Source organism: Symmachiella dynata (genome assembly GCF_007747995.1).
Classification (GTDB): domain Bacteria; phylum Planctomycetota; class Planctomycetia; order Planctomycetales; family Planctomycetaceae; genus Symmachiella; species Symmachiella dynata.
The window spans coordinates 3,705,486-3,725,860 of record NZ_CP036276.1; the positions used below are offsets into that span (position 1 = coordinate 3,705,486).

General features: G+C 54.3%; 14 protein-coding genes. 11 read left to right on the forward strand and 3 right to left on the reverse strand.

Annotation, left to right across the window (positions count from 1 at the left end; all coding sequences use genetic code 11):
• The first annotated feature begins 117 nt into the window (after positions 1–117).
• From Mal52_RS14230 to Mal52_RS14240, 3 genes are read left to right on the forward strand one after another with little or no spacing between them, the layout of a single operon-like run.
• The gene (locus Mal52_RS14230; RefSeq protein ID WP_145376865.1) at positions 118–1,698 is read left to right on the forward strand and encodes a ParB N-terminal domain-containing protein; all 1,581 of its coding nucleotides are present in this window, start codon (positions 118–120) and stop codon (positions 1,696–1,698) included.
• A gap of 37 nt (positions 1,699–1,735) precedes the next feature.
• Positions 1,736–2,962 carry a DNA modification methylase gene (locus tag Mal52_RS14235; RefSeq protein ID WP_145376866.1) on the forward strand — a complete coding sequence of 409 codons (1,227 nt, stop codon included), beginning with the start codon at positions 1,736–1,738 and terminating at the stop codon, positions 2,960–2,962.
• Positions 2,959–3,330, forward strand: coding sequence for a DUF1937 family protein (locus tag Mal52_RS14240; protein WP_145376867.1), 372 nt, complete (start codon positions 2,959–2,961; stop codon positions 3,328–3,330). The genes Mal52_RS14235 and Mal52_RS14240 overlap by 4 nt, the downstream gene beginning before the upstream one ends.
• A 77-nt stretch (positions 3,331–3,407) precedes the next feature.
• Here the strand turns inward: Mal52_RS14240 and Mal52_RS14245 are convergent, their stop codons facing one another.
• The gene (locus Mal52_RS14245) at positions 3,408–3,767 is read right to left on the reverse strand and encodes a winged helix-turn-helix domain-containing protein (RefSeq protein WP_145376868.1); all 360 of its coding nucleotides are present in this window, start codon (positions 3,765–3,767) and stop codon (positions 3,408–3,410) included.
• Between the two features lie 143 nt (positions 3,768–3,910).
• Between Mal52_RS14245 and Mal52_RS14250 the strand changes: the two genes are divergently transcribed.
• The 6 genes from Mal52_RS14250 (at position 3,911) to Mal52_RS14275 (ending at position 13,755) form a co-directional block, all read left to right on the forward strand.
• Positions 3,911–4,129, forward strand: a complete 219-nt coding sequence (locus tag Mal52_RS14250; RefSeq protein ID WP_145376869.1) for a hypothetical protein — start codon at positions 3,911–3,913, stop codon at positions 4,127–4,129.
• Entirely contained in the window at positions 4,119–6,401 is a 2,283-nt protein-coding gene (locus tag Mal52_RS14255; protein ID WP_145376870.1) for a terminase gpA endonuclease subunit, read from the forward strand. The genes Mal52_RS14250 and Mal52_RS14255 overlap by 11 nt, the downstream gene beginning before the upstream one ends.
• Positions 6,402–7,249: 848 nt before the next feature.
• Positions 7,250–9,124: a C1 family peptidase gene (locus tag Mal52_RS14260; protein WP_197534916.1), complete on the forward strand. Its 1,875-nt coding sequence runs from the start codon at positions 7,250–7,252 to the stop codon at positions 9,122–9,124.
• A 193-nt stretch (positions 9,125–9,317) separates the two neighbouring features.
• Entirely contained in the window at positions 9,318–10,694 is a 1,377-nt protein-coding gene (locus tag Mal52_RS14265; RefSeq protein ID WP_197534285.1) for a transposase, read from the forward strand.
• Positions 10,695–11,295: 601 nt separating this feature from the next.
• Positions 11,296–12,957: a hypothetical protein gene (locus tag Mal52_RS14270; protein ID WP_145376872.1), complete on the forward strand. Its 1,662-nt coding sequence runs from the start codon at positions 11,296–11,298 to the stop codon at positions 12,955–12,957.
• Positions 12,958–12,999: 42 nt separating this feature from the next.
• A complete protein-coding gene (locus Mal52_RS14275; protein WP_145376873.1) occupies positions 13,000–13,755 on the forward strand; it encodes a hypothetical protein in 756 nt (251 codons plus the stop codon).
• 277 nt (positions 13,756–14,032) lie between these two features.
• Here Mal52_RS14275 and Mal52_RS14280 read toward each other — a convergent pair whose 3' ends face one another.
• Together Mal52_RS14280 and Mal52_RS14285 are read right to left on the reverse strand one after the other, a co-directional pair.
• A complete protein-coding gene (locus Mal52_RS14280) occupies positions 14,033–14,299 on the reverse strand; it encodes a hypothetical protein (protein WP_145376874.1) in 267 nt (88 codons plus the stop codon).
• A gap of 155 nt (positions 14,300–14,454) precedes the next feature.
• Positions 14,455–15,165, reverse strand: a complete 711-nt coding sequence (locus Mal52_RS14285) for an integrase core domain-containing protein (RefSeq protein ID WP_145376875.1) — start codon at positions 15,163–15,165, stop codon at positions 14,455–14,457.
• A 175-nt stretch (positions 15,166–15,340) separates the two neighbouring features.
• On the opposite strand from Mal52_RS14285, the gene Mal52_RS30515 reads away from it, so the two are divergent.
• Together Mal52_RS30515 and Mal52_RS14295 are read left to right on the forward strand one after the other, a co-directional pair.
• Positions 15,341–15,574 carry a helix-turn-helix domain-containing protein gene (locus tag Mal52_RS30515; protein WP_145376876.1) on the forward strand — a complete coding sequence of 78 codons (234 nt, stop codon included), beginning with the start codon at positions 15,341–15,343 and terminating at the stop codon, positions 15,572–15,574.
• A gap of 14 nt (positions 15,575–15,588) precedes the next feature.
• Entirely contained in the window at positions 15,589–20,364 is a 4,776-nt protein-coding gene (locus tag Mal52_RS14295; protein ID WP_145376877.1) for a DUF3320 domain-containing protein, read from the forward strand.
• Positions 20,365–20,375: the final 11 nt, after the last annotated feature.

The following is a 20,375-nucleotide window of genomic DNA, read 5'->3' on the forward strand; positions in this document are numbered from 1 at the left end:
CTGGAAAGGTCCCCCCCGCGAAAACAGTCGCGCTAGTAATGACAGTTTGTTTTGGTTGTCCGAATCACCTTAACCCCTTGGCATGACACATGATGCTGACTGAAACATGGAAGGCCAATGATGAAATCCGCGACAGGCATGACGGAACGAAAACGAAAGTCGCAGCGTGTGCGGCAGGCGATCATGGAGCATTGGCGGTCACTGAGCGATCGCGAGATTGCTCTTGGGCTGCAGGTCAGCAACAGGACTGTCTCCCAACATCGGAAACGACTGGAAGATGAGGGGCGGATTCTTCCCCGGTCCGAAAGTACACAGGCTGTCGGGGCATGCCAGTTCGAGGTGTGTACTTCCGCGATTTCGCCGGCCCCGCTCAACGACCAGCTCTACGATCCGGTCGATGAATCCGAACCATCATTCTGTGCGCTGGTTGAGAACATCCGCGAAAATGGAATCTTGGAACCAATCGTGGCCAGCGGCGATGGCTACATCCTCTCGGGGCATCGTCGCCACGCGGCGGCACGATGTGTGGGGTTGGAACGCATTCCGGTCCGCATCCGGCACGACGTGTCGTACGTCGGCGACCGGGATGAGTTTCTACGGTTGCTCGCAAGCTACAACCGCCAGCGGGTTAAGACGACTGCCGAACAGGTGCGTGAGGAGGTCGCGTTGATGTCAGAGCGTTCCTGTTCGCGGGTTCGCCGGTTTCGGCGCGATTCGGCAGTTGTCGACGGCAATTGCACGGTTGCACTTCGAAAACGCAAACGCCGGTCGGCGATTCGGGACAAGATGGCACTGCGGGAGGCAATCATAAAGGTCGTCCAAGACGAGCAACGCAATTGGCCGTTGAGCGATCGGTCTGTGTTTTATCGGTTGCTCAATATCCCTGGGCTGGTCCGCAACGACCGCACGCGCGTACCCTTCGCCAATACTCCTGCCGCTTATGACGACGTGACCAATATGCTCACCCGGCTACGCCTGGACGGCTCGGTGCAGTTTGAGGCGATCTCCGACGAAACGCGGCCGGTCGTGGTGTGGGACACACATCGCGCCGCAGGGGATTTCGTCCGCCGGGAATGCGATCAGTTCCTCACCGGCTATTGGCGCGATCTGTTGCAAAGTCAGCCGAATTGGATCGAACTCCTGGTCGAGAAGAACACGGTCGCCAGCCAACTCCGCAGCGTCGCTGGCAAATACACGCTCCCCATGACCAGCGGTCGCGGCTATTCGTCACTGCCGCCGCGAAAGGAAATGGTCGACCGGTTCAAGTGCAGCGGCCGCGAACACCTCGTGGTGATCGTCGTCAGCGACTTCGATCCGGAAGGGGAAGACATTCCCGCCAGCTTTGGGATTTCGCTGCGCGATGACTTCGATGTTTCTGCCGACAGATTACGGATCGTCAAGGCCGCGCTCACCGCCGAACAAGTCCGATCGATGGATCTGCACGAAGGGCAGCTCTCGAAGGAGACCTCGTCGCGGTATCGGCGATTTGTCGAGGTTCATGGCGACCGGGCTTGGGAATTGGAATCGCTCACCGCAGACCAACTACGGGAGATTGTGGAGGCCGCCATCCGCGGCGTCCTCGACCTCGACGCCTTCGAAGCGGAGGTGGAGCGTGAGCAGCAGGAACAATGCGAGCTGACTACGAAACGTCGACGATTGCGGGAAACGCTTATCGATGACATCGACGACCTCGATTGAGGTCACTTGAATTTTCAAATCTAAGGAGCCCTTCGTGATGAAGATTGAACAATGGCCCATTGCACGCGTGAATCCGTACCCGAACAATCCGCGGTGCAACGATCAGGCAATCGATGCGGTGGCAAAATCGATCGAGGAATTCGGATTTCGTCAGCCGGTCGTGGTGGATCAAGAAGGCGTAATCATTGTTGGGCACACAAGACACAAAGCAGCATTGAAACTCAACTTTAAGAAAATCCCCGTCCACGTGGCCAAAGAACTGTCGCCGGCGCAGGTGCGGGCATACAGGCTTGCAGACAACAAAACCAATGAGTTGGCCGAGTGGGATTACAACTTGTTGCCGATTGAACTTTCGGAATTGGAGCAGAGTGGTTTTGATCTGGGGCTGATTGGATTTGATGCGGACGAACTATCCAAACTGCTTTCCCCCGATGGCAAAGAAGGGCTGACCGATCCGGATGACGCTCCCGCGCCACCCGATGAAGCGATCACGCAACTGGGCGACCTGTGGATACTTGGTGAGCATCGCTTGCTGTGTGGTGATTCCACATCTTCGGAAGACACGCTGCGTGTGATGAATGGCGAGAAAGCCGCACTCGTCGCGACTGATCCACCCTATCTCGTCGATTACACTGGAGCGAGACCGAATGAGTCCGGAAAAGACTGGTCAGAAACTTATCGAGAGATTGACATCAGCGACGCGGAAGGCTTCTTCACGCAGTTGTTCACATGCATTCTCGAAGTGGTGGCCCCGAAAGCAGCGATCTACTGTTGGCACGCTCACAAGCGGTGCGGTGTGATCCAACGTATTTGGGATCAACTGGGCATCCTCGACCATCAACAGATTGTGTGGGTTAAGCCGACGGCGGTCTTCGGCCGCGTCTATTGGCACTTCCGTCACGAGCCGTGCATGATGGGTTGGGTCCAGGGCAGCCAGCCGGAGCACGATGGCCGTCATGAGGTCGATTCGGTCTGGAATGTCGACTGGGAAGGTAAGGCCCGCATTGTGGGGAATAAACACCCGACCCAGAAACCAGTCGAGCTTTTCGCACGCCCGATTCGGAAGCACACACGCACCGGAGATGTCTGTTTCGAGCCGTTCAGTGGCTCGGGAACACAAATCCTGGCAGCCGAACAATTAGGCCGCCGCTGTTTCGCTATCGAGATCGCTCCGACATTCGTGGATGTTGCCGTCCAGCGTTGGGAGCAGTTCACCGGGAAGAAGGCGGAGCGGGTCTCGGCCGTGCAGGAGGCAACGGCATGATCTATTTGGCCAGCCCCTATTCACACACCGACGCCATCGTCCGCGAGCGCCGGTTCCGTGCAGCCTGTCGTGTTGCGGCGCGTTTGATACGCTCCGGTGTGGTCGTGTTCTCGCCGGTCGCGCACGGGCATGCGATCTCTCTCTACGGAGTGCCGACGGATTGGCAGTTTTGGGAGCCACATGACCGACGGTTCTTGGAACAGTGCCATGAGGTCGTTGTGCTCATGCTTGACGGTTGGCAAGAGAGCGTTGGCGTGCAGGCTGAAATCCAAATCGCAGACGAACTGGGCAAGCCAGTACGGTATCTGGCACCGGCGGGAAACGGGGCGACGACGTTGGCCCACGTCGCCGAGGAGGCGGAGCGTTGAACAAACCTACCCCCAACAAGAAAACGCCCCGACGTTGGCAACGTGGGGCGTTTGTCGCGGACTGGGCCGGGAACCCGCTACTTATTGAGCGTGAACTGGCCCCGATCCGCCTTCACGAACCGCGATTCCTTGCCCTTCGTTTGGATCTCGCGAATGATGGCCGCGTACAGCGTGGCGTGCGGGGTTTTTCCGCCGGGGCTGGTCCAATACCCCTTCGCCGCCATCCGCTCGATCATCGTTTTGGCGTTGAGCGACTCTTTCGATTCGCCGAGAACCTTGGCTGCGGCGTCGAGGGCGCTCATTCTCTTGTCGCCCGAATTGGCCGTCTTCTTCTTGGCAGCGGGCTTCTTCTTGGTTGTTGTTTTGGCGGGCGCCTTCTTCGCCGTTGCCGATTTGCGGGAGGTCGTCTTCTTTGTCGTGGTTTTCTTCGTTGCCATCGTAATTCGCCTTTCGTGAATCGAGGTTTCGGAATGCCCGGCGGCCACCGCGGCCGCTGCGAGCAGGACATCAGTTACCTCACCCTTGCGGACACATCCAGCGCTGTTTGGCAAGATTCTCCAGAATTCCGAAAGGTGGTCTGATGGCAGAAAAACACCCCGAATCGATGAATCCGAACGCCCTGCCAATCGATGTGGCGGCACAGCTCTTGAGCAAGGCCGGTGGACGCGTCGTCAGCGAAGAAACACTTCGCTCCGACATCGATGCCGGAGCGCCAACGAACCCCGATGGCACGATTAATCTCGTGCACTATGCCGCTTGGAACGTGCAACAAATAGCAGGGATGACCGATGGCAATTGACCCGCGCAACTTGCGGCCGTCCGAACTTGTGCGGCTGATGAACTCCACGCCGTTGGGTGAGGTGATCAACGAACGGCAGTTGTATCGCCATCGTTCGCGCGCGGGGTTTCGGATTGGCGATGGGAAATCGGTGGACCTACTGCGGTATGTCGCTTGGCTCGTCATCGAGCGGCACACTCCCAAGCCGGAAACCAATGGCGATCCGTACGAAACGCTCAAAGATCGGGCGCGGGCCCGCAACGCGGCTCTTTCTCTCGCCGGCCGGGACATCGGCGAAATGCCGGCTGTCATCGATCCGTCCAGAAAGGCAAAAGCGGAAACCGATTTCTGTTTTTTCTGCGAAGCCTACTTCCCGTTGACGTTCTACTTAGAGTGGTCCGCCGATCATCAAAAGGTGATGGCCAAAATCGAACAGGCCGTATTACACGGCGGACTGTTTGCCATGGCCATGCCTCGCGGTTCGGGTAAAACGACGATTTGTGAATGCGCCTGCATCTGGGCCGTGCTGTTCGGGCACCGCGAGTTCGTCTGCCTCATCGGATCGGACGAGGGCCATGCGATGGACATGCTTGACTCAATCAAAATGGAACTTGATGGGAACGATTTGTTATTGGCCGATTTCCCTGAAGTCGTGTTCCCGATCCAGAGCCTGGAGGGGATCGCCAACCGCTGCAGCGGTCAGCTCTACAACGGCGAGCGGACACACATCGGCTGGACGGCGAAGGAGGTCGTGCTGCCCACAATTCCGAACTCAAAAGCAAGCGGTGCGATCATCAAGGTGGGCGGGATCACCGGACGGATTCGCGGGATGAAGTTCAAACGACCCGACGGGCACACGGTGCGTCCATCGCTCGTTGTGTTGGACGACCCGCAGACGGACGAGTCGGCCCGTAGTCTTTCACAATGTGCGAATCGCGAAAGCATTCTGGCGGGAGCCGTGTTGGGTTTGGCGGGCCCCGGCAAAAAGATCTCCGGCATCATGCCCTGCACGGTGATTCGGCCGGGCGATATGGCCGACAACATCCTCGACCGGGACAAACATCCCGAGTGGAATGGCGAGCGTACGCGGATGGTCTATTCGTTTCCCTCGAACGAAAACCTCTGGGCGCGGTATGCAGAGATACGGGCCGAAGGACTGCGCAACGGAGATGGCGGCAAGGCGGCGACGGACTTTTACAGAACTCATCGTGCCGAGATGGACGCTGGCGCGATCGTGGCGTGGCCCGAGCGCTACAATCCTGACGAATTGTCGGCCGTTCAGCACGCGATGAACCTCAAATTGCAGGACGAGGCGGCGTTCTTCGCGGAGTATCAGAACGAGCCACTGCCCGAGGAGAAAATCGATGACGATCTGCTCACGCCGGACCAAGTCGCCACGAAAACCAACGGCATGCGTCGCGGCGAGATTCCGCTGGCTTGTAACCACCTCACCATGTTCATCGACGTGCAGCAGAAGCTGTTGTTTTATCTCGTGGCCGCCTGGGAGGACGATTTCACCGGCTACGTGGTCGACTACGGCAGTTATCCGGACCAGAAACGGCAATACTACACATTGCGGGACGCGCGGCAGACACTGGCGGCGGTAGCAGAGGGGACCGGACTGGAAGGTTCCATCTACGCCGGCCTCGAAGCCCTGACCGGCGATCTCCTCACCCGCGAATGGCGTCGGGACGACGGAGCGGCAATGCGGATTGAGCGCTGTTTAATCGATGCCAACTGGGGGCACTCCACCGACGTCGTCTATCAATTCTGCCGGCAGAGTTCTCATTCCACGATATTGACGCCCTCGCACGGCCGGTTTGTCGGCGCATCGACCATTCCCTTCTCAGAGTACAAGCGCAAACAGGGAGAACGCGTGGGATTGAACTGGCGGATTCCCAACGTTCGTGGCAAGCGAGCCGTGCGGCATGTGGTCTTCGATACGAACTGGTGGAAATCGTTCGTACACGCGCGGCTGGCTGTTGCCATGGGCGACCGCGGCTGCTTGTCGCTGTTCGGCTCGAAAGCCGAGACGCACCGGTTGTTCGCGGAGCACGTCACCGCCGAATACTTCGTCAAAACAGAAGGACGTGGCCGCAAAGTCGATGAATGGAAAATGCGTCCCGAGCAATCGGACAATCACTGGTTGGATTGCCTGGTTGGAAGCGCGGTGGCGGCCTCGATTCAGGGGGCAGTCTTGTTCGGGACCGGTGCTTCATCGCCCAAGGAAAAAAAGCGGCTCAAGCTTTCGGAGTTGCAGCGGAGCAAGTGGCAGGTGGTGGGACGGGACTAGGAGAATGACGCACTTCGAGCTAACGAATTACCGTGTTGTGGCGCCCAGCACTCTTATCTCCACTTTGGACAACACCGACTCTCGGTTATAGTAGTGATCAGGCTTGGTCTTGCCGTCCAAAATCGCGTATTTTCCGAACATAGTATGCTATGGAGAGCCATACGTGTTTGATACGTGCGCAAACAATTTATTTTGGGGCGCGGCGTCTCATCAATAAAAGTCAGGGCATGGGGCGTAAATCGCGAGAACAACGTGAAAGTGTGATTTTGTTTTCGAGGGGTATTGCGAAATGGCACAGAGTTCAATTTGAAGGAAATTGGCTGGCGACATATTCACCGTGAATAATGTGAAGCGTGGGGTTTGTCACTAATCCAGTGTTTTCTGAGCCTGATGGCTCGAACGGCGACAGTTGGCGTTCATGGGGAATACCCCAGATCCTTCGGAATGCACGAAAAAAGCTTTGTGTCGACACCATCTCGCGCTGTAAAATAAGAGCGTAGCTCCACTGGCAATTTGCGACCACCGCTTGGCAAGAGCTTGAGGACGTTTCGGGGAGGGATAAAGCAACCTTCGCAGGTTCCCCGCGTGTTTGCTGGCATGGATTGCACCACATCAATGCACTCGAATAAATGTGAGCAACAGCAATGCCCAAACGACGAGCCCAACGTCAACGCAAGAAAACCCCAAGCAAAACTCCCAAAACTACCCGTCCCGAGGCGAAAAATCGTCGGCAGCCGCCTCCGAGAAGAACAGCGGCCGATCGTCTGGGGCGTCGATTTGACGCAGTTCCGGACCGTATCGACATACGTGATTGGGTGTATCGCCCACACCTTTCGAGCCTTCCCGATGTGCTAATTAACTGCGACAGTGTGCCGGGCATTCTCGATCAAGGCAACGAAGGCGCATGCACGGGGTTTGCCTTGGCGGCAGTCATCAATTTTTTGTTGATGCGCAGAAACCGCCGGCGATTCGTCAGCTGTCGCATGCTTTACGAGATGGCTCGTCGCTACGACGAATGGCCTGGAGAACAATACGAAGGCTCGTCCGCACGAGGGGCAATGAAAGGCTGGGTTTCACACGGGGTCTGTTCGTCAGATTCATGGCCAGATGACCTCCGCGGCCACGACAACCTAAACGGCGATCGCGCTGAGGAGGCCCAACATACGCCCGGCGGCGCCTATTTTCGCGTCGATCACCGACAGGTCCGGGACGTGCATGCGGCACTCGCCGAAGTGGGGATCGTGTATGCAACATTGATGGTGCATTCAGGGTGGGGCGATCCAGGGCCGGTGACGCGCTCAATCACATACGTCGAGAATGGCAACCTCCGCACTCGAGAATTTCCGGTGATCACTCGTCAGGGACGTGCGGACAGTGGACATGCCGTAGCAATCGTCGGTTATACGGCAGACGGATTCGTGATTCAGAATTCTTGGGGGACAAGCTGGGGCGTCAACGGATTCGCGCTGTTGCCCTACGAAGACTACATGCTGCATGTCACCGACATCTGGGTGGCCCAACTTGGCGTTCCCGTATCGATGAATCTCTGGGAGCAATACGGCGCGACGGATTCGACCGCAGGATTACATCGTGCCACGCCGACGGTGCCCATGAGCGATATACGACCTTTCGTCGTCGATCTTGGCAACAATGGGGGGTTGTCAGATAGCGGCAATTATTGGACGACCGAAGCCGACATCAAACGCCTCTTCGACGAAGAAATCCCTCGACGGGCCGCGGAGTGGGATAAACTCAGGATTCTGTTTTATTTGCACGGAGGCCTAAACGGCGAAGCCGAAACGGCACGACGCATTGTCGCTTTCAAGGATGTATTGCTCGAAAACGAGATCTACCCGATCCACATCATGTGGGAATCAGGACTTCGCGAAACCGTCTATGGCATTCTCGAAGATCTTTTCACCGACACGGATGAACGTGCTGCCGGACCGGCCGAATGGCTCAAGCGGTTTCGCGACGGTCTCCTTGAAGCGCGTGACCGAACCTTAGAGTTGACCGCTGCATTGCCCGGATCGCTGTTTTGGTCAGAAATGAAGGAAAATGCACGATTGGCATCGCATCATCCGGACGGCCGAGGCGGTATGCAGATTCTTTCGAAGCATGTGAAAGACGTAGTCGCTGACGCTGTGCGTGACAAGTCGCGAAAGATCGAGTTGCACGTCGTAGCCCACAGTGCCGGAAGCATTTTCGCGGCGCATGCAATCGACCTGATCCTGAATTCAAAGGTGCCGTTCAAGAGCTTCCATCTAATGGCGCCGGCGATTCGCGCTGATCAATTTAAGAGTCTGGTGCTGCCGAAGATCAAGTCTGGGAAATGCCCGCATCCGACGCTGTATGTCTTGAGTGATTCTGGAGAACGTGATGACACCGTTGGTCCCTATGGGAAGTCACTGCTTTATCTTGTGAGCAATGCGTTCGAGGGCGAATTTGGAACGCCGCTCCTCGGTATGGAACGCTTTGTTAGCGAAACGACCAATGGAGATGCCGAAGACGTCGACGAGGACTTGGCACGTCTTTTTTCAAGGCCGGTCGATGAAAAGCCAAGTTTGATCGTTGCCGGAAAAGCGGGCGATGAATCGTCCGTGTCACGCAGTGATTCCCACGGTGGGTTTGACAACGATCCCGCCACTATGAATTCAATCTTGCGGCGGATTTTGAAGAACATCCCTAATCGGGAGTTCACCGTAAGAGATCTGCAATTTTGACTGCTTGTGGCCGGTTAGTCCTTTGGTGTTCCATGTACAGACATTGCAAGACAGTTTCTCGACAAGGAATCGACCGTGATGTGTCGCATTCGTAATATTTGGTATGCATGTTAGCAGCCCGTTGAAAAACCCCCGTTTGACACATCGATTACAATCTCCACCTGAATATGATCATCGTACGGAGGATTCCAAAATGGCGTTGGGGAAGCGGCGGTCGGAACGGCAGGGGGAGTTTTGGGTGGCGGCGACCGACTTGTCGAGCGGGCCGCAGCATCTGTTTTATGAAAAGCTTAATGCGATCCTGGCCGAGGCTGACTTCGATGACTTTGTCGAAGAGTTGTGCGAACCTTTTTACGCAGGCGGCGGTCGGCCGTCGATTCCGCCGGGCGTGTTTTTTCGCATGATGTACGTGGGCTATTTCGAGGGCATCGATTCGCAACGCGGCATCGCTTGGCGGTGCGCAGACAGCCTGTCGATCCGGCGATTTCTGGGCTACCGGCAGCACGAAGCGACGCCCGATCATTCGAGCCTGAGCCGCATCCGCACCCGCTTGCCGCTGGAAGTCTTTCACGACGTGCACGTCTGCGTGCTGCAGTTGTTGATCGCAAACAAGCTCGTCGACGGGACGACAGTCGGCGTGGATGCGACACTGCTTGAAGCCAACGCGGCGATGAAATCGATCGTCCGCAAAGACAACGGCGAGGATTGGGAAGAGTACATCAAGCGACTGGCGGCCGAGGACGGCATCGAAATCAAAACCAAGGCCGAGCTCATTCGCTACGACAAACAGCGCAGCAAAGAGGGAAAGAAGAAAGTTTCCAACGACGAGTGGGAGTCGCCGTCCGACCCCGATGCTCGCATCGCCAAGATGAAAGACGGTCGCACGCATCTGGCCTACAAGGCCGAACACGTCGTCGACCTCGACACCGAAGCGATTCTCGACGCGGAAATTTATCACGCGAACGAAGGGGACACCGCCACGCTGATTCCGAGTCTTGAGCAGGCGCAAAAGTATTTGGATCGGGCGAGCGGTTGGACACGGGACATTAAAAAGGTGGTGGCCGACAAAGGTTATCACGCAGTTGAAACGTTGGCGCGTTGTGCGACATTGGGTTGGGGGTGCGGCGGCATGAAGACGTATATCCCCGAACCGGAAAGGAAGTACGAATGGAGTTGGCTCGACCGGCCCGATGCACAACAGCAAGCCGTGACGAACAACCACCGCCGCATGCAGCGCGCGTACGGCAAGCGGTTGCAGCGTCGTCGCAGCGAAGTGGTGGAGCGCAGTTTCGCACACGTGTGCGAGACGGGCGGCGGCCGTCGCAGTTGGCTTCGCGGGATCGACGAAGTCAGAAAACGGCACCTGATGACGGCAACAGCGCACAATTTAGGCCTGGTGCTGCGCAAGCTGTTGGGAACGGGAAAAGTGCGACAATTCGGGTCGTTGTGCGCGGGAGTTTTTGTGCAATCTTGCGGCGTAATCCGCCGATTCGCGTGTCTGGGGTCGTGTGCTAGACAACTGCGCGCCATATTTCGCAAACATCACATCAACCAAGCCCAGGCCGCGTGAGCCCAAAACCAATCGTGACAGTCGCGGACGCGGAGTAATTCAACGGGCTGTTAGCTCTGACTCGTATACCTACATTCCCAGTCGTAAAACGCCATCAGCTGTTGTGGAGGCATTTCACCAAGTATACTGGAAGTGGCATCAACGCGATCCATTATCGAGTGGTCTCGCTCACACCTAGCAAACGTCAACGTTCTGTCTTCTCTGGACCGTGAGTGCAATTATGCTGACAACTTTAGCATTACGGACACACGTATTGACAATTGGACGACATCCGCTCGCATAGGCATCTGCGACACTGGTACCAACACTACGTATCGGACCTACTCATAGAAAGGGATACCTATTGTTTGACAATTGGAAGCACATATCGTCCATTCTTCCCAGCGGCCGCACTGATGCGTCGCAGAAGGCTGTTGCAGAGGTGCTACAGCCGTGTGACGACATATTGGATTCATTGATCCATTGCAGGTTTACTCGCGACCCAGAAGAGTTTGGTAGTCAACATCGCAATGTAATGCGTTTACTCGAGTCATTTGAGCGACCGTTGTTGACATCCATTTCCGCTATTGTGCCCGCATCTATCGCGGACGACTTCGGAAGCATGCAAGACAATGCTACCGAATTGATAAGGTCTCTAACCTCAACGGCTGAGGCCCTGACGCCGGATAAACCAAACCTCATTACCAGTTGTGTGGCAATGACACAACAACTTCGCTCATTAATATTATCATTTCATGCAACACTTTTGCGACATTTGAAGTTTCGCTCTTTCATTCGCCGCAGCATAGTGGTGTTCCCGGTGTGTTTGACCATTATTGCAACCCTGTATTTTGTGGTATTGGGTGACATCTATGTTGACACTGTCGAATCCACTTTTCCATACGTTTCGTCAGCCAGCGTCGATACCGAAATTCCGGTTCTCGACACGAGACCAACGAATCCTGAGCGCTATTTTGAAGATTTCGCATCATTTTGTTTTGGCGATAAATCATCGGCAATGGCATTTTTGCAAAAACATTATGAGCATGCCTCAGACGCGGATCACGTGTCGCCTGGCAGCGCGGTACACCCCTTTTTGTATCACCGCTGGAAAGTCACGCTCAGAAATTCCTCGGCCCTTGACGGCAAGTTTATTTCTTCAATATCAGTTAAAGCGAAGCTGATCGAACAGGCGCCTTTCCCATGGCCAAAAGTAAATTCGGAACCGAAAGTGGCGTTAAGAGCGATTGATTTCAACGACGAGATGCCTGAAGCATGGCGAACCGAGGACGAAATACCATCGGGAAGCGGCGGAGACATGCCGAGTTTTATGCTGTCGCATCTCGACTACGGCCCGGCACTGAATGCAAAAGTCACGATTAGAACGGCACTTGGAGAAAGCCATAACAAGAATGTGGGGCAGATTTATCGTTGGGACGGTCAAAATTGGGTTTCCGTACCAATCTGTTATGTTGGTGGCCCCATTTCAATCTGGAAGGTGGCAATGGAAAAAGAGGATTCTATTTTGGGGCCACGGGAATATCCGCACGAACATCTAAATGTCAATGGAGTTCCTAAAAGTGATGGCAATAAGTCGCTTTTGGAATGGCCCATGTATCTTGCACTGGGAGATGTTGAAATTGTTGGAGGTGAAAATAAGTTTCGACACGGTAAATATGCTTATGAGAAAGTGGTGACATTGGAACGCCTGCGAGAACTTACAGACGTAAGCTACAAGGATCTGGTGTTCGCAGATCTAGAGTATTCATCATTGTCCGGGGCCAAATATGCGATTACAACAACAGCGCGACTTCCTGGGCGTGTGTTGCTTTATGCGCGGAACGAACGCCTGTTGGAGTTCGATCCAAGGATCGAGCGGCATCGAGCGGGAGTAATTGAAACCGGTCTCGCTCCGGCAGCGGTGTCGTTCGACGCCATCTTAAAGCAGTTTGTTAAGCCGGAAGATAGTGGTAAGGGCGTTGATCAAATCAGCCTTGATATGGACATAGATGCTACGCAAGTAGGATTTCGTGATACGGCCGCGCAAAGTGTAATGGTCGATCGGTTTTTAAATCCAGAGGGGCAAGTATGTCTTTACGTTCGGCTATTTGGTTTGAAAACTGGCCGTTACGAATGTCGTGTGTATGTAAATGGAGGCATCAAAAAAGAATTTGTTGCTGACGTGTTAAGCCCTGATGTGTTGCGATATGACACTATTGCAGCACAAGAGCCCATCAGTAACGCCTATCGCTTGCGGCGCAGACTGATAGGGGATGATGAATAACGCATGTAATGGACGTCTTGTTAGATATCAGGAATAGCGAAAATGTTAATCTTGGCGATGCTGAACGGGGTGATTGTGGTGTTGATGGTTGTGGCCGCGTGGCGGGCCCCAAGTGAATCCGAACAATCGCGCCGTGGTGAAGAAGCGCATTCGCGAAAGCGGAGGAACCTGTTGATGGTAACGCTTGCTGTGGGAAGTGTGTCGATAATGACCTTCATTAGCATGCAAACAAGGAAAATGTCGGTCGATGACAGTCGCGAAAAAGATACGGTTATACCGAAACGAATTACAGCAATATTGGACGAGGCAATCGTCGACGGTGTCGTGTCTGACGAATCGGCTATTCAATTGAACAACTGGCTAAACTCGAGCGTGAGAGCCGTTTCGCGTGATATAGAAACAATCGCCCTTAGAGTGGAGGTGGCGGAACCAGTCAATAGTCTTCGGAAAATTGTTGGAGGCACAATATTGGATGAATCGGACAAGGTCGAAATTGCCTGTTGGTTAAGTCAGGTACCTCAGGACACGCTGCCTAAAAGTGTTAGGGGCGTGATTGCAGCAGCGATATTAGAGACATCGAAGGCACGGGAACGCGACGTTCTGATACTTGATCGATGGCTCGGCCGTCGCGAGTCCGGAAGGCGACTGAGCGGACCAAATTCCAGCTACTTCGAGTTGGATTCCCCGCGTGATCCTTCAGTGTTCCACGCCGTCCCGGCGCCTGCGGCACACGAGGCACCACCTGCGAATGGCGGTCCCGCTCCCGCTCCGGCTCCGCCGGCCGAACCCGAGGCATGATCGAGAAATGTCGGTCGTAATGGGTTTGTGAGAGTCACTTGTTCGGTGGCTGACGATAATATTTGCGCTTCTTAGTTGTCGATATGGCGCATAAGGGGTTTGCGTGAAAAATAAATAAGAGGTGGATGACGGAATACGTGGTTGAAATGAACATGAAACGATGTTGTGGCAAAGCGAGGTGGCTTTCGGTCCGACCTGTTCCCCTTTCTTGATCCATACGCAATGTGAGAAGTGTGGTGCTTTGGCATTTATAGGAGGAGTAAAGCATGCCAGACCATTAATTCGACTTTCGCGCCAATATCGCCGATTTCTCTACGTCGGCGCCTAAATCCGCCGATACAGAAATCTCAAACACGGTCTCTCGCTCGATCTCTTCGCCCGCCCAGGTCCATCGCTGCAGCGACGAAATGTGAGAATAGTTGCCAATGCCCCAACCGCGGAAGCCGCTCCCGGACGGCCGGTCCACGGGAATTCGTCCGACGTAAATCTTCACATTTGGGCCGGGAGTATGTTTCTGCGCGCGGTTCAAAAACATGACGGACACAAGTCGAACGCCGAAACAAGGTTCGCCTGAAACTCATTTGGAAAAACTGTCGTCGGAAGTGATTGTATGCAGCCGCAATTGCGATTGCAAATTTCGAATCTTTTGCCATACGCGCAGGGAGAGCGCAGCTCGTATCAGAATTGCGTGTCAAGATTTCACGCAGCCCGTTCGTACCACTGGATCAGCCCGCCGAGTCGTTCGTGGCGGATGATGTCATCGAGTACGATGGTGTTGTTCTCGGGTGGCGGATCTGCGCATGACGGCGGTAAATGCCTACAGGCAGAATGCGCGCGGTCATCGTTATAATAGCGGACGTATTCACGGACGAGGTAATTCAGGTGCCGTTCGCCAAACACCAGAAAATTTTCCAAGCATTCCTGTTTGATGCTCTGAATGACCCGTTCGCAGCGCGAATTGAGATTGGGGCTCTGGACCGGCAGAACCTTGACTTTCAATCCCTCCGCTTTGAGGACTTCGTCGAAGCTTGCCGTGAACTTTGTGTCGCGATCGCGCATCAGATTAGTCGGTTTTTCGTCGCGATCGGCGGTGTGCATCAAAAAGTTCCGCCCCTGCTGTGTGACCCACGCGGAATCGGGATGCGCCGTGGAGTTGGTGACGAAGATCTCGCGAGTCTCAACGTTAATGAAGACCAGCAGGAAATAGTTCACGATTCCGCGCGGCGTGATGACGCGTTGCGTGAAGAAATCGCAGGCCCAAAGCGTTTTGGCGTGGATCTTGATGAAATGTTCCCAGGAGCCGCGGGAACGCTTGGGCGAGGTGTCGATCCCCCGTGGGGGATAGTGGCTTGCTTCAAGATTCGCGGTATCAAGAGTTGAAACAACGGTGGAACTCGAGATAACGGCCATGCATTTACGTATGTCGCTATCCTGCGGCGGATCGCATCGAAATTGCCGTACCTGAATATCCGACGCACATAGGGTTTTTACTAGCCCCTTGGGAATTCTTGGAATTTCCCCAGAAAACTTGGTAGGGTTTGGTAATCGCTATTCCAACGCAGCTATGAGCGTGGAGGGCCATACAATGCCAAGGTTGGACGAGTATCTGACGATCACGGAAGCGGCGGATTACCTCGGTGTGTGTACGAACACATTGAGGAACTGGGGAGCGAGTGGAAAGATTAAGGAACGCCGAAATCCCATTAATAGTTATCGCTTGTACGCTCGCGATGACCTTGATGCCGTGCTTCAGCAAATCAATGACTCTGGCGAATACCCATCGGGCTGGTCGAAGCCTCGCAAGCGAAAACCTCGTTGAGAAATGAGAAGTCTATGGTCGATTCGAAATCAATTCTGGAGAAGCTGGAAAGCGCGCGGCGTGACCTGCTTGACCTAACTGGTCGTAACCGATTGATCAGTACGCCCCGATCGAGCACACGTTCGGGGCGACTGGAGATCGTGGACGAATTGGCCGAGGCCGTATACCGAATCCTCGTTCAAGAAAACAAGATGATGTCTTTTCTAGCCCGTCCTGAAGATGGCGGTGAAGAGACTGATTCAACGAACGGCGAACTCTTACTGTTCCAGCCGGACGACGAAGACGAGCAAGATAATAGTGGGGTCGCAGAACGCCATGTCGATCGAAATCTCCAAACGACGTTTGCATCGGAACAATTGCAGCGAAAGCTGCTTAAGCTCTATTACGATGCACGAACGTTCAAAGAGGAACAAGGTGTCAACATTCTTTACCTGGCGATCGGGTTTCTGAAGTGGTACGAAGATGACAACTCGGACAGAGAACGCTATGCACCCTTGCTGTTGATTCCTGTTGAACTCGACCGGAAATCTGCGAACGCTCGATTCCGATTGCGCTACACCGATGACGACATCACGACCAACCTGTCTTTACAGGAAAAACTCAAAGCCGACTTTGGGATATCCTTACCAGACGTTCCTGATGTGGATGAACTTGCGCCTCAAAATTACTTTGAGCAAGTGCGAACTGCCATCGAGCGGAAGGAGCGGTGGCAGGTTCTGGACAATGACATGGTGTTGTGGTTTTTTTCGTTCGCCAAATTCTTGATGTACAGGGACCTCAAGCCGGAGACGTGGGATGGGGAACGCCAAATTGAAGGACATCCGCTGGTTTCGGCATTGCTGCAAGATGGATTTCGCCAAGATCCATCCTTTTGCCCTGACGATCAGAATATCGACCGCTTTCTGCAACCGTTGGACATGATTCACGTTATGGATGCTGATAGTTCACAGACGGTGGCGATTGAGGAAGTACGGCAAGGAAGAAACCTAGTCATTCAGGGCCCCCCTGGCACTGGGAAATCGCAAACGATCACAAATCTCATTGCCACTGCCGTCAAAGAAGGGAAGCGGGTACTATTTGTCGCCGAGAAAATGGCTGCCCTCGAAGTTGTGAAAAGGCGCTTGGATAACGTGGGGCTGGGCGACATGTGCCTAGAACTACACAGCCACAAGGCTAATAAGAAGGCTGTGTTAGAGGAGCTTAGCCATACTCTCAATCTTGGCCGTCCCAGTATGGACGACGTGGTCGGCCAAGCCGAGGATTTAACTGCCTATCGCGATAAGTTGAACCGCCACGCCGAGATCATGCATTCCTATTTGGAGCCGGGACACGTCACTCCCTTTCGAGCATTGGGCGAGTTGGTCAGGCTACGTGCGATGGGGATGCAGCCGGCAGATTTTAAACTGGTGGATGCATTGACTTGGAGTGCTACCGACCTTCGAGAAAAGCAGCACATGCTGGAGGACCTAGCAGTCCACATGCGTGAAGTTGGGAATCCGCGTCAGCATCCATGGCGCGGGGTCCGGTTGCAGTCCGTGTTGCCGATGGACAGATCACGGATTGCTTCGACACTACCGGGGTTGTTAGAGCGTCTTGACAGGCTAATCACGGCGACGAATGATCTCGCTGATATGCTTTGTTTTGGCGACGCCGATACACTCGGGGCCATTTCATCACTTGCCAAATTTGCTGACCGTCTGCGTAAGGCGCCACGCATGGATCGACAGGCAATGGCGAATCCGGCGTGGATTGAACGACGGCAAACACTTGTGGAATGTCAGAAAGCTGGGCAGGAGCTTGCCGCCAACCGTGCCAGCCTTGGGCCGCTGGTGGCGGAAGTCGCCTGGACGACGGACGTAGGTGCGGCACGCCGCGACCTGGCTGCACATGGCCGCTCCTGGTTCCGCTTTTTCAATAGCGACTACCGTCGTGCTCAAGCGACGCTGCGCGGGATTCTCAGCGCCGAGCTTCCCCCCCCTCTCGACGAACGGCTTGAGATCCTCGACCGTCTCATCCAGACGCAACAGGCAACTCAGATGCTGAGCGACTCCCATCACAATCAAATCGGCCAAGAAGCGTTTGGAATGCTTTGGCGCGGTGCAGACTCTAATTGGACCGAGATCAATGAGGTGCTGACATGGGAACGAGAGTGTCAAGAAGCCGATATTCCCGACAATTTCCGTTATGTCCTAGCGCAGATAGAAGACCTCGAGGCGGTCAAGTTGCTGTTCAAACGAATTGCCAAAGACCTCAAGCCACTATTCACAGAAGTTCAGCTGCTTTTCAAGCAACTCGATTTGGATCTGCAGCAATCTTTTGATACGCGCGATGTCAAGGTCGTACCACTTGTTGATCTCCGCGAGCGGATTCAATCCTGGCATGATGATCCAGAAGCGTTGACAAAGTGGATTGCGTATTTCATACGCTGGCGCAAGCTAGATGAGAATGGAATGGGGCCGTTGGCCGAAAAGCTGGGAGAGGGGACAATTTCGGCGGACAATTCTCTCAACCGTTTTCAGATGGCTTATTTCGAAGACTTAATGCGGGAAGCATTTCAACAGCATTCTGAGTTGGCGGAGTTCGATGGCGTATCACACGAAAAGCTCTTAAAGAAATTTCGTGAGCTAGATCTCCAACGCATCGCTTTGGCCAGGCAGGAGGTTGCGAACGCTCATTTCCAACGCATGCCGACGCAAGGTGGAGATGCCGGCGAACTCGGGATATTGCGACGAGAGATGAAGAAAAAGCGAAAACACCTACCTCTCCGCAAGCTACTACTACAAGCGGGCCATGCCGTTCAGGCCGTGAAGCCGGTGTTCATGATGAGTCCAATATCTGTTGCTCAATACCTCGAGCCGGGAATATTGGATTTTGATCTCCTGGTTATTGACGAAGCCAGTCAAGTACGGCCAGTCGATGCGATAGGCGCCGTTGCACGAGCACGGCAAGTAGCCGTTGTGGGCGATGATCGCCAACTGCCGCCGACTCATTTCTTCAGTCGCGTGGTGGGTGAGGAAAACGAGCCAGACGATGACGGCGACTTCCAGGCAAGTGATCTTGAGAGCATCCTGGGACTCTGTTTGGGACAGAACATGCCGCAGCAAATGCTGAAATGGCACTACAGGAGCCGACACCATTCGTTAATCGCCGTGTCCAATCGCGAGTTTTATGGGGACGGACTCTACGTTGTCCCGAGCCCCTTCAATGGCAAAAGTAATTCTGGGCTGAGTTTTCGTCATATTCCCGATGGGATTTATGATCGTGGCGGTTCGAGAACGAATGCGAGAGAGGCGATTGCTATTGCTGAAGCTGTCATTGAACACGCGCAACGAACCCCAGACAAAACACTTGGTGTGGGAGCTTTTTCCGTTTCGCAACGCGATGCGATTCTCAATGAATTGGAATTGAGGCGTCGACAAACGCCTGAATTGGAAGCCTTCTTCTCTACGTCCCAGGCAGAGCCATTCTTCGTTAAAAACCTGGAGAATATCCAGGGGGACGAACGCGATGTGATTCTGATTTCCGTAGGGTATGGAAAGGATGCGTCCGGGTACATGTCGATGAGCTTTGGCCCACTCAATAGTGATGGCGGCGAACGACGGCTGAACGTGCTCATTACCCGCGCTCGCGAGAGATGTGAAATTTTTTCCTCGATCACTGCGGATGACATCGACCTCAATCGTACCAAGGCACGTGGTGTTCAAGCATTTAAGACTTTCTTGACCTACGCGAAATCAGGTTTCCTTGATTCGGCCGGCGTCGCAGGTGGTGTACACGACTCGGAGTTTGAAAGACAGGTTTGCCAGGCCCTAGTGGGGTTGGGGTTTCAGGTTGATGCACAGATTGGCGTTGCCGGTTTTTTCATTGACCTGGGGGTTGTTGATCCAGATCAGCCCGGTCGTTATCTCCTGGGTATTGAATGCGACGGGGCGTCTTATCATTCGTCTCGATCGGCCCGCGATCGAGACCGGTTGCGTCAGCAGGTGCTTGAAGATCGTGACTGGATCATCCACCGAATCTGGAGTACCGACTGGTTTCATCGCCCGGAAGATCAACTTCGAAAAGTGGTGGCGGCCATTGAGGACGCGCGTGCAACTTGGGCAAGTCGCTCTGGCATTTACACGCAACCGACAGACAGGCTTGCGTTAAAACCTGTGAATGAAGCTATTGTTCGACATGATGAGATAATCGATGACGACGTTCCTCCCGATGCGATTAGTGTCATCCCCTACGTTGAGGCTGCCTTTGTCGTGGATACGACTTATGACATCCACCAGGTCGATTTGGGGCAATTAGCAAAGATTGCTTCTCGTGTCGTCAGCATCGAGGGACCAGTGCATCAAGATGAAGTTGTCCGGCGCGTCGCGACTCTATGGGGTCTCAAGCGTGCGGGAAAGCGAATCGCAGCGGCAGTTGAAGAGGCACTTGCGGAAGCAGCTTATCGGAGCAGTATCGCCCAGTATGGTCTTTTCTACAGTCCAGCTAAACAGGAATGTGTTCCGATTCGCGATCGTACCGAAGTCATTTCGGCAAATCTTCGCAAAACAGAATACCTGCCGCCCACCGAAATACGGGAAGCGCTAGCGGCCGTCGTTGGGGTAAATTTGGGAATGGACTCAGATGAAGCAGCAACCGAGGTTGCGCGACTATTGGGCTACAAATCTACCAGTTCGCAGCTCAAACAAGTTATCAGCGACGAAGTCTCAGCGTTGATTGAATGCGAATTGTTAGAACAAAGAAATGGGAAGCTTTACGTTCGTACCGAATCAATGAGCGTTTCGACGAACTAAGTCTTCAGGAT